General features: G+C 34.9%; 10 protein-coding genes. All 10 read left to right on the top strand.

Features of this window, described 5'->3' with window-relative positions; genetic code table 11:
- Positions 1-12: 12 nt before the first annotated feature.
- Genes aspS through HMPREF1495_RS08875 form a run of 10 tightly spaced genes read left to right on the top strand, consistent with a single transcriptional unit; the run spans position 13 to position 11933 of the window.
- Positions 13-1800, top strand: a complete 1788-nt coding sequence (aspS, locus tag HMPREF1495_RS08920) for an aspartate--tRNA ligase (protein WP_034213959.1) — start codon at positions 13-15, stop codon at positions 1798-1800.
- 30 nt (positions 1801-1830) lie between these two features.
- Entirely contained in the window at positions 1831-2508 is a 678-nt protein-coding gene (locus HMPREF1495_RS08915) for a response regulator transcription factor (protein ID WP_034213958.1), read from the top strand.
- Positions 2509-2538: 30 nt separating this feature from the next.
- Complete coding sequence (gene gltX / locus HMPREF1495_RS08910; protein WP_034213956.1) at positions 2539-3990, top strand: glutamate--tRNA ligase; 1452 nt, start codon at positions 2539-2541, stop codon at positions 3988-3990.
- Positions 3965-5806, top strand: a complete 1842-nt coding sequence (locus tag HMPREF1495_RS08905; RefSeq protein WP_034213953.1) for an ATP-dependent helicase — start codon at positions 3965-3967, stop codon at positions 5804-5806. Before gltX ends, HMPREF1495_RS08905 begins: the two co-directional genes overlap by 26 nt.
- A gap of 10 nt (positions 5807-5816) precedes the next feature.
- Positions 5817-7334 (top strand): sensor histidine kinase, encoded by a 1518-nt coding sequence (locus HMPREF1495_RS08900; RefSeq protein WP_034213951.1) that lies wholly within the window; start codon positions 5817-5819, stop codon positions 7332-7334.
- Between the two features lie 2 nt (positions 7335-7336).
- The gene (cbiD, locus tag HMPREF1495_RS08895; RefSeq protein ID WP_034213949.1) at positions 7337-8521 is read left to right on the top strand and encodes a cobalt-precorrin-5B (C(1))-methyltransferase CbiD; all 1185 of its coding nucleotides are present in this window, start codon (positions 7337-7339) and stop codon (positions 8519-8521) included.
- Positions 8518-9204 carry a precorrin-2 C(20)-methyltransferase gene (cobI, locus tag HMPREF1495_RS08890; RefSeq protein WP_034213947.1) on the top strand — a complete coding sequence of 229 codons (687 nt, stop codon included), beginning with the start codon at positions 8518-8520 and terminating at the stop codon, positions 9202-9204. Before cbiD ends, cobI begins: the two co-directional genes overlap by 4 nt.
- Complete coding sequence (cobJ, locus tag HMPREF1495_RS08885; protein WP_007591949.1) at positions 9201-9932, top strand: precorrin-3B C(17)-methyltransferase; 732 nt, start codon at positions 9201-9203, stop codon at positions 9930-9932. The genes cobI and cobJ overlap by 4 nt, the downstream gene beginning before the upstream one ends.
- Positions 9925-10689, top strand: coding sequence for a precorrin-6A reductase (gene cobK / locus HMPREF1495_RS08880; protein ID WP_034213943.1), 765 nt, complete (start codon positions 9925-9927; stop codon positions 10687-10689). The genes cobJ and cobK overlap by 8 nt, the downstream gene beginning before the upstream one ends.
- A 2-nt stretch (positions 10690-10691) precedes the next feature.
- A complete protein-coding gene (locus HMPREF1495_RS08875; RefSeq protein WP_034213941.1) occupies positions 10692-11933 on the top strand; it encodes a bifunctional cobalt-precorrin-7 (C(5))-methyltransferase/cobalt-precorrin-6B (C(15))-methyltransferase in 1242 nt (413 codons plus the stop codon).
- Positions 11934-11996 lie beyond the last annotated feature (63 nt).

Here is an 11996-nt window from a genome sequence, read left to right as displayed (position 1 = left end):
AGGAGATAAAAAATGGCAGAATCAATGCTCGGCTTAAAGAGAAGTCACAGATGTGCAGAGGTGGTTAATGCACCGATTGAAAGTGAAGTTACAGTAATGGGTTGGGTTCAAAAGAACCGTAACAAAGGTGGAATTATATTTTGTGATTTAAGAGATCGTTCAGGTATCTTACAGATTATTTTTGAAGAAGATGAGTGCGGTAGCGAAGTATTTAACAAGGCAATGAAGCTTAAACAGGAGTTTTGTATAGCTGTAACCGGAATTCTTAAAAAAAGAAGCGGTGCTTTTAACGATTCACTTGAAACGGGTGAACTGGAGGTAAGAGCAACAGGACTTAGAATACTTTCAGAGTCAGAGACACCACCATTTCATATAGAGGAAGATTCAAAGACTAAGGAAGAGCTTAGATTAAAGTACAGATTCCTTGATCTTAGAAGACCTGACCTTCAAAGAAATCTTATGGTAAGAAGTAAGGTGGCTACAACCACAAGAAACTTCCTTGCAGAAAACGGATTTTTAGAGATTGAAACACCTACACTGATAAAGAGCTCACCTGAAGGTGCAAGAGATTATCTTGTGCCAAGCCGTGTATATCCGGGAAGTTTCTATGCACTTCCACAGTCACCTCAGCTTTTTAAGCAGCTTTTAATGGTATCGGGATATGACAGATATTTCCAGCTTGCAAGATGCTATAGAGATGAGGACCTTAGAGCGGATAGACAGCCTGAGTTCACACAGATAGATATGGAACTTTCATTCGTTGATGTGGATGATGTTTTGGATGTAAACGAAAGACTCTTACAGAGACTTTTTAAGGATGTACTTAATATCGATGTTAAGCTCCCTATACAGAGAATGACATGGCAGGAGGCTATGGACAGATTCGGTTCAGATAAGCCTGACCTTAGATTCGGTATGGAATTAAAGGATGTTTCAAATGTTGTTGCAAACTCTGAATTTGCAGTATTTAAGAATGCTTTGGCAGCCGGCGGCAGTGTAAGAGGTATCAATGCTACAGGCCAGGCAGGTATGCCTAGAAAGAAAATAGATGCTCTTGTAGAGTTTGTTAAGAGCTACAGAGCTAAGGGACTTGCATATATGGCTATTGAAGCTGACGGAAATATCAAGTCTTCATTTGCAAAATTTATGACTGAGGCTGAGATAGAAGGACTAAAGCAAGCTATGGATGCCAAACCGGGTGATATGCTCTTCTTTGCTGCCGACAGCAATAAAGTTGTTTGGGATACTCTCGGTGCTCTAAGAGTTGAACTTGCAAGCCAACTCGGTCTTTTAAAGAAAGATGATTACAGATTCCTTTGGGTTACAGAATTCCCGCTTCTTGAGTGGTCAGAGGAAGAAAACAGATTTAAAGCAATGCACCATCCGTTTACCGCACCTATGGATGAGGATTGGCAGTATATTGATTCGGATCCCGGCAGAGTAAGAGCAAAGGCTTACGATATTGTGCTTAACGGTACTGAGATAGGTGGAGGTTCTGTAAGAATTCACCAGGGAGATGTACAGGCAAAGATGTTTGATGTACTTGGACTTTCAAAAGAAGTTGCACAGGAAAGATTCGGTTATCTTCTTGATGCATTCAAGTATGGTGTACCGCCTCATGCAGGACTTGCATATGGTCTTGACAGAGTGGTAATGCTTATGGTTGAGGCAGATTCTATAAGAGATGTTATCGCATTCCCAAAGGTAAAGGATGCATCAGATCTTATGACAAATGCTCCTGATAAGGTAGATGATGCACAGCTTAAGGAACTTGGACTTATAATAAAGAGCGAACAGTAAACTGAATCTTTATACTGTTGTGGGGATTATATGGAAGATATAAAGATACTGGTGGTTGATGATGAAGCCAGAATGAGAAAACTTGTAAAAGATTTTCTTTCTGTAAAGGGATTTATAGTTTTGGAAGCCGAAGACGGTGAGGAAGCTCTAAAAGTCTTTGATGCAAATAAGGATATAAAACTGATTCTATTAGATGTAATGATGCCGAAACTTGACGGCTTTGAAACTTTAGAAGTTATAAGACAGTATTCCAAGGTACCAGTTATGATGTTGACTGCAAGAAGTGAAGAAAGAGATGAGCTTAAAGGCTATAAGCTCGGTGTAGATGAATATATCACAAAACCTTTTTCACCTAAGATACTTGTTGCCAGAGTTGAAGCGGTACTTAGAAGAACAATGGGTGAGTCTGAAGAAAAACTTATAGCCGGTGCAATAGAGATTGATAAGGTTGCACGCAGTGTTTATATAGATCAAAAGCCGGTTGACTTAAGCTTCAAAGAATATGAACTTTTAACCTACTTTATTGAAAATAAAGGTATTGCATTATCCAGAGAAAAAATCCTTAATTCAGTATGGAATTACGATTATTTCGGAGATGCCAGAACCATTGATACCCATGTAAAAAAACTTCGTGCCAAAATGGGTGAGAGAGGTGATTATATAAAGACAGTATGGGGCATGGGCTATAAGTTTGAGATAACACCATAAATAATAATTATATATAGATAAGGAGCATTTATGACAAAAATAAGGACAAGATATGCACCGAGTCCTACCGGAAGAATGCATGTTGGAAATCTTAGAACCGCATTGTATGCATATTTGATAGCAAAGCATGAAGGAGGAGACTTTCTACTTAGAATAGAGGATACAGACCAGGAAAGATATGTGGAAGGTGCTACAGAGATAATCTATAGAACATTGGCAGAGACAGGACTTATACATGATGAGGGTCCTGACAAAGACGGCGGTTGCGGTCCATATGTACAAAGTGAGAGACAAAAACAGGGACTATACCTTGAGTATGCAAAAAAGCTTATAGAAAAGAAGCAGGCGTACTATTGTTTCTGTACTCCTGAGAGACTTAATTCACTCAGATCAAGTGTGAACGGTGAGGAGATAATGAAATATGATAAGCACTGCCTTTCATTATCTGAAGAAGAAATAAAGAAAAATCTTGAAAGCGGTATACCATATGTTATCCGCCAAAATAATCCTACTACAGGTACAACATCTTTCCATGATGATATCTATGGAGATATCACAGTGGATAATTCAGAGCTTGATGATATGGTACTTATAAAGTCTGACGGTTATCCTACCTATAATTTTGCAAATGTTGTAGATGACCATCTTATGGGAATCACCCATGTTGTCAGAGGAAATGAGTATCTTTCATCATCACCTAAGTACAACAGATTATATGAGGCATTCGGATGGGAAGTACCTACATATGTTCACTGTCCTTTGATAACAAATGAGGAGCATAAAAAACTTTCAAAAAGAAGCGGCCATTCTTCATTTGAGGATCTTATTGAACAGGGCTATGTATCTGAAGCTATAGTAAACTTTGTAGCATTACTTGGATGGTCGCCTGAAGATGATAAGGAATTATTCTCATTAGATGAGCTTATAAAAGCTTTTGACTATAAGCATATCTCAAAATCACCTGCAGTCTTTGATATGGTAAAGCTTTCATGGATGAACGGTGAGTATTTAAAGAATATGAGTGAAGATGATTTCTTCAAACTGGCAGAACCGTATATTAAAGAAGTTATAAAAAAGCCTCTTGATTTAAAGAAGATCTCAAATATGGTAAAGACCAGAATAGAAGTATTGCCACAAATTGCTTCACATATTGATTTCTTTGAAGAGTTGCCTGAATATGATACTGAAATGTATACACATAAAAAGATGAAAACCAACTCTGAGAATTCATTATCTCTTTTAAAAGAGGTATTACCAATTCTTGAAAATACGGATGACTATACAAATGATAATTTGTTTGGTATCTTGCAGGAATTTGGTAAGGAGCATGAATATAAGACAGGATTTATTATGTGGCCGATAAGAACAGCTCTTTCAGGAAAGCAGATGACTCCTGCAGGTGCTACAGAGATTATGGAAGTTCTTGGAAAAGATGAATCAATAAGAAGGATTAAGATTGGAATTGATAAATTACAACAGTAATCAAAAAAAAGCCATAGAGCATGGGGCAGGGCCCTTGATGGTATTGGCAGGTCCCGGCTCCGGAAAAACCTTTGTAATCACACATAGAATAAAATATCTTATAGAGGGGTCGGGTATAAACCCGGCCCATATTTTGGTTGTTACATTTTCAAGAGCTGCATCCAAGGAAATGAAAGACAGATTTGAAAAACTTATCGGAAAAACTCTTGTAACATTTGGAACATTTCATTCAGTGTTTTTCAATCTTCTAAAAACAGCTTACGGATTCAGTGCGGAACAGATTGCCTCTGATGAATTAAGATATACCCTTATAAAGGAATTGATAAAGAAAATTGAAATAGTGAATGAAGATATCAATACACTTTCCGGTAATCTTTTAAATGAAATAGCTCTTATTAAGCAGGATAATATAAATATAAAAAACTATTATTCAAACAGTATTGCAAGTGATACTTTTAAAAAGCTCTACAGAGAATATGAAGCCGAGCTTGAAGCAAGAAATAAACTTGACTTTGAAGATATGCTTTCACTTACATATGAGCTATTAAGCGAAAGAAAAGATATTTTAACTGCAGTACAAAACAGATACCAATATATTTTGGTAGATGAGTTTCAGGACATAAATTTTTTACAATATAATATCATAAAACTTATGGCGGGAAAGAATCAAAATATCACTGTTGTAGGAGATGACGATCAATCTATCTATAGATTTAGAGGTGCAAGGCCTGAAATAATGCTTGGATTTGAGAGAGACTTTAAAAATGTTTCAAAAGTTTTTCTGGATATAAATTTCAGATCAAGTACTCAAATAGTGGATGCCTCGACCAAACTTATATCATTTAACAGCAAGAGATTTCCTAAAACTTTTACGGCACATAACGGAAGCGGTGCACCTGTATCGGTAATAGAATTTAAAAATCCTTTTGCCGAGGTAAATACTATAGTAAATGATATAAAGGAATATATAAAATCCGGGCAGGATATAAACAATATTGCGGTGCTTTATCGTACAAACCTTTCACCGAGACTTTTAATTGAGAGGATGATGAAGAATAATATTCCTTTTACTATAAGAGATTCTATTCCGAATCTTTTTGAGCATTGGGTATCAAAGGATATTATATCTTACATAAAGCTTTCTATAAATTCAGGAAATAAATCCGATTTGCTTCGTATTTCCAATAAGCCTAACAGGTATATAAGCAGAGATTCACTTTCCTCATCAAAAGCAAATATTGAAACACTATTTGACTATTATGAAGATAAAAGCTATATGATTAAAAGAATAATAGAACTTAGAGAACATTTAAGGACTATAAAGAATCTTAAGCCTGCAACGGCTCTCAGATATATAAGAAATGTAGTAGGATATGATGAGTATATAGAAGAGTACTGTGATATGAACGGTATAGAAAGTGATGACTGCTATACAGTTTTGGGGGATCTTGAAAACAGCGCATCTGAATTCGGTACATTTTCAGACTGGTTTGTACATATGGAAGAGTATAAGGAAGAGCTGATAGAGGCAAGAAAAAAGTCAAATGAAGATGATAACGGCGTAAGGCTTATGACCTTCCATTCCTCCAAAGGACTTGAATTTGATATTGTTTATATTATTGATGTAAATGAGGGAAGTGTGCCTTATAAAAAAGCAAAAGGTGCTGATGAGATAGAAGAAGAGCGAAGAATGTTTTATGTTGCAATGACAAGAGCCAGACATAAACTCTTTATTTGTTGCTGCAAGGAAAATTTTGGAAAGTCTGTAGGTAAGTCTGATTTTATAGTGGAACTTTCTTCCAAGACTAAGCCATAAAGAGGTATATATGTTACAAAAATTCAGCCATTCACTGCGTATGAAGATAACCTTGATAATCTTATTGATTATTTCGGTATTATTACTTTCAATAGGTCTTTTAAACAATTTCGGACTGAGATGGTTTTATCAGAATGAAAAGGTAAGTGAAATAAAAGAGGCATACCTTAAAATAGATAATGAAGTAATGAAAATCGGCTCCTCGGGTCAGCATATCATTGATGAAAGTACTGAAGAATCTGTTATTAATGACAGCCTTAAAAGTATTATTCTGGATTACTCAAATAAATATAATATAACCATTGCCCTTGTAGACTCCTTTACAAATAAGGCCATATATTCATCCGCAAGGGAGGGTGACGGATTAATAAGTAGAATCCAGGACGGATTTATTGGAAATCAAAATCAGGATATTTTGTACACTAATAATAATTACACAATAATACTTCATAAGACTATGCAAAACACATCTTTTATAGAAGGTTTCGGATATTGCAGTGATAATCAGACAATGGTTATAATGTCTACTCCGGTTGCAAGTTTAAAAGAAAGCGTAAGTATTTCAAACAGATTTCTGATATATATGGCAATTATAGGATTCATTATAACTGTTATACTTACATTTATTATTGCAAAAATGATTACCTATCCGATACTTGAGTTGGCTGAGATTTCAAATAAAATGGGTAAACTTGATTTTACCGCCAAATATATAGGTAACAGAAGTGATGAAATACAGACGCTTGGACAAAATATGAATTATATGTCCGACAGACTTAAAAAGGCTATTGACGAATTACAGGAAGCCAATGAACTCTTAAAAGAAGACATTAAGAGAAAAGAAGCTATTGATGAAATGCGGAAAGATTTTATTGCGAATGTTTCTCATGAGTTAAAGACACCTATTGCACTTATTCAAGGATATGCGGAAGGACTGAATGAAGGACTCTGTGAAGATGAAGAGAGCAGAAAATACTATACAGAGGTAATACTTGATGAAAGTGAAAAGATGAACAAAATGGTAAAACAATTACTTACACTTTCTTCACTTGAATCCGGAAACAGTATTTTGCATAAGGAGAACTTTAATCTGACTTCTCTTATTGAGTCGGTGCTCGGTTCAATATCAATACTTATAGGTGAAAAGAATGTAAATATTGAATTTGATTCCGACAAGGAAATATTTCTTAATGCTGATGAATTCAAAATAGAAGAGGTGGTTACAAACTATATCAGTAATTCTATTCATCATGTAAGTGACTCCGGGGAAATAAAAATAAATGTATCAGATGATGGAGAAAATATAACTTTTAGTGTTTATAATACAGGTAATCCTATTCCTGAAAAAGATTTAAACAATATTTGGGAAAAGTTTTTTAAGGTGGATAAGGCACATTCCAGAGCATATGGAGGAAGCGGTATCGGACTGTCTATAGTAAAGGCGATAGTAGAAGCTCATAACGGTACTGTTGCTGTAAGAAATATACTTGACGGTGTTGAATTTTCATTCAAGATACCAAAGGTATAAATATGACAATTGATGAATTTAATATAAAAAACGGCCATACACAAAGGTATGGCTTTACCACAGGAACTACAGCAACTGCTGCTGCAATAGGAGCTGCATATATGTATCTGGATGATAAAAAGGATATAGTGGATGTAGAGTTACCTGCAGGTATAACACTCAGTATTCCAATAGAATATCACACAGTACAAAATAATTTATTTATCTGTGGTGTAAAAAAGAATGCAGGTGATGACCCGGATGTTACTGACGGAATCATGATCAGTACAAAGATTGAATTTATAAAAAAAGAAAACGGTCTTGAGTTTAATTTTTTTGCCGGAGAAGGTGTAGGAATATTTACAAAAGACGGACTGGCCTTACCAAAGGGAGAAGCGGCTATAAATCCGGTTCCAAGGCAGATGATGATTGACAATCTTTCACGTATATTAAAAGAAGCAGGATTTAGCGGTATAGTAAATATAACCGTTATGGTAGAAAACGGAGTGGAGATAGCAAAAAAGACCTTTAATGAAAGACTTGGAATTATAGGTGGAATCTCAATACTTGGGACCTCAGGTCTGGTACTGCCTATGAGCAAAACAGCACTCTTAGAAACAATAGAAGCTGATATAAAATTCAGGTTAAAAAATTCAAAAGAAAGACGAGTATATTTGGCACCCGGAAATATAGGTGCAAAATTCTTAGAAAAAAATTTTAATATAAACAGCACTACAGTGGCTATTATAAGCAATTTTATAGGTGAAAGTATTGATTATGCAATCTCAAATGATGCAAGAGAAATTGTACTATGTGGCGACTTGGGCAAACTTATAAAGCTGTCAGGCGGAATAATGAATACACATTCAAATGATTCGGATTCCAGACTTGAATTGCTTGTAGCGGCAGTAACAAAACTTTGTATAAAAGAAAACAAAGAATTACCGATTCAGGTTGCTTCAAATATATTTGAGCAAAAGACCACTACAGGTGCCGTAAATATAATAAAAGAAAATAACTTTGAAAATTGCTTTGATATACTTGCAGATCAGATGCTTTACTATGCATATAACCGTGCATTTAAGGCTGAGATATTTTATCATAAAAACAGATATGCAAATATTGAAGAGTTTAAAAACAATTTAAAAATCAGAATTATTGTTTTCAGTGATAATATAACGATTATAGATACAGGAGAAAATAAATGAGTAAACTATATGGTGTAGGAGTAGGCCCGGGAGATCCCGAGCTTATGACAATAAAGGCTTTAAATGCAGTAAAAAATTCAAAAACTATATGTTATCCCGGGAAAAGCGAGGATACTTCCATTGCGTTTAATATTGCAAAGCAAGTGATTCCTGGGATAAATGAAAAAGATAAATTATGCATAGATTTTCCTATGACAAAGGATCCTGATATATTGGAAGAAGCACATTCAAAAATCACCAATGAGATAAAAGAACTTTTAAAAGAAGGAGATGTAGCACTCCTGACACTTGGTGATCCGGGAGTATATGCGACTTATTCATATATTGCACAAAGACTGAAAGCAGAAGGGATAGACGTAATTACTATACCCGGTATCACATCATTCAGTGCCGCTGCCGCTACACTTGGTATTCCGCTTACATTGGCAGATGAAGAGCTTCATGTGATCCCATCATCATACTCATTTGAAGAGGCATTCAAACTTAAAGGTACTTTGGTATTTATGAAATCCGGAAGAAGCTATGAGAAGCTGGCTTCATATATCAAGAAAGAAAAGTTTGATTATGATATTTATATGGTGGAAAATTGCGGTATGCCAAATGAAAGATTATTTGTCGGAGCAAAAAATCTTCCTGAAACAAGCGGATATTTTACAATAATTATAGTAAGAGGTTTAAAATGAAACAAATATATATAATCGGTATGGGACCGGGTAAATATGATCAGATGACTGTCGAGGCGATAAAGAAAATAGAAGAGAGCGATATAGTTATAGGTTATACGGTATATACAGATTTGATAAAGGAAATATGGCCTGATAAGGAATGCCTTTCAACACCTATGACAAAAGAATATGAAAGATGTGTAATGGCATTTGAAGAGGCTGATAAGGGAAAAACGGTAGCAATGGTTTGCTCAGGTGATGCAGGTGTATACGGACTTACAGGGCTTATGCTTGGTATAGCTCCGGATTACAAAGATGTAGCGGTGAAAACAATTGCCGGAGTTACCGCGGCAATTTCAGGTGCCGCTATTATAGGAGCACCACTTATCCATGATTTTGCAGTAATCAGTCTCAGTGATCTTTTGACACCATGGGAGAAGATAGAAAAAAGACTTGAATGTGCTGCAATAGGAGATTTTTGTATCTCAATATATAATCCGGGAAGTAAAAAACGTGTAGATTATCTTCAAAAAGCCTGTGATATATTGCTTAAGTATAAGAGTGACAATACACCATGTGCCATAGCAAAGAACATAGGAAGAGAAGGTGAAGGATATAGCGTCTATACTCTTTTGGAATTAAGAGATGTGACAGTCGGCATGTTTGAAACGGTATTTATAGGTAACTCTATGACTAAAGTTATTGACGGTAAACTTGTAACGCCAAGAGGATACTCCAATGAGTGATGTTTTAATCTTTGGCGGTACTACTGAAGGAAGAGAGATTGCTACCTACTGTGATAAGCTTAAAATAGATACTATACTATGTGTAGCTACCGAGTATGGCAAGGAAGTTCTTCCGGAATTTAAAACTGTCAAAGTTAGTAATAAACGACTGGGTACAGAAGAGATAGCTAAGCTTATAAAAGAAAATAATATATCCTGCGTCATAGATTCAACACATCCATATGCTTATGATATATCTAAAAATATAGAATCTGCATTAAAACTCTTAGAAAAAGATATCACTTTTTTTAAAATAAAAAGAGAGTCTATGGATGTGAGTTTAGAAGATGTTCTTGAGTTTTCAAGTAATTTTGATGCGGTTAATTATCTTTTGAATACAGAAGGAAATATTTTACTTACAACAGGCAGTAAGGAAATATCAGCTTTCAGTGAGCTGTCAAATCGTATATTTCCAAGGGTACTTCCAAGTATAGACTCTATAAATGCCTGTATATCTGCCGGTGTACCTTCAAAGAATATTATTGCAATGCAGGGACCTTTTTCTATGGCTTTAAACGAAGCAATTATAAAAGAATTTGATTGCAAATATCTTGTAAGTAAATTGTCAGGAAGAAGTGGTGGCTTTGAAGAAAAGATAGAGGCGGCAAAAAATACCGGTTGTATTCCGGTGATTATTATGCCGAAGACTGAGATAACAGGTATTTCTGTAGATGATTGCAAATTTAATTTAAAGAATATATATAGTAAACAGGGATAAGTATGGTAAATACAAAAAATATAAATCTTGTAGGAATTGGACTTGGAAATCCAAATCTTCTAACAAAAGCTGCAATTTCTGCACTTGAAAGGTCTTCAGTAATTATCGGTGCAAAAAGAATAGTTGACAGTGTAAAAGAAGATTTTCCGGATAAAAAATATTTTACAGAGTATAATACAGATAAGATAATTGAAATTATAAGAGAAAATATGGATAACGAAACAGCTGTAGTATTCAGTGGGGATATTTCACTTTTTAGCGGAAGTTTGAAACTTTTTGATAAATTAAAGTATTTGGTAGAAGAAAAGGATTTTAAAGACTGCAATATAAATACCTACCCCGGAATATCAAGTCTTAGCTATTTATGTGCAAAGTCAAATACCGATATTTCAAAAGTAAAGATATTATCATTTCATGGTAAGGAAGAGCTTTTATATCACAATATAGATTCTAATGAATTTACATTTATTATCACATCTAAGGGTGAAGGAGTAAAAGAAATCTGTAGAAAGCTTATAGACTTCGGATTATTTGACCTTGATATAATACTGGGAGAAAATCTCTCTTATGAAAATGAAAGAATAACAAAGGCCAAGGCATCAAAAATTATAGAAATGGAAATATCTGATTTAAACTGTATGCTTATTTCAAATCCGGATGCAGATAAGTCTATAAGTATCGGACTTCCCGATGAAGTATTTGCAAGAGATAAAGTGCCGATAACAAAATCCGAAGTTAGAGCAGTTATTATGAGTAAGTTGGATATTTGTCCAAACAGTATCTGCTATGATATAGGCGCAGGAAGCGGATCTATAAGTATTGAAATGTCAAGGCTTGCATATGAAGGAAAAGTATATGCTATAGAGAAAAATCCTCTTGCAGTAGAGCTTATAAAAAAGAATATTCATAATTTCAGTGCTGAAAATATAGAGCTTATACATGCAAAAGCACCTGAGGGACTTGATAATATCTTAGATGCGGATAAAATCTTTATAGGTGGCAGCGGTGGTGAACTTATCAGTATGATGGAGATGATATTTACCTCAAAGAAAAATCCTACTATCGTAATCTCCGCTATAACAATGGAAACCATTGCACAGATAACAGACATAGTAAAACTTGCAAAAGAAAAAGGTTATGATACCGAAATCACAGCTGTAAATGTATCCAAGTCAAAAGAAGTCGGACCTTATAATATGATGATAGCACAGAATATGGTGTTTATAGGAGTAATTAAAATGTAAAAATAAGGGGGGTGTGAAAAAACTCGATTGAGTTTTTTCACACCCCCCTTTTTACCTTTATTG

Source organism: Lachnoanaerobaculum sp. MSX33, assembly GCF_000512995.1.
In the GTDB taxonomy this organism is placed as follows: Bacteria; Bacillota; Clostridia; order Lachnospirales; family Lachnospiraceae; genus Lachnoanaerobaculum.
This window is presented reverse-complemented; position numbering and strand designations above follow the sequence as displayed.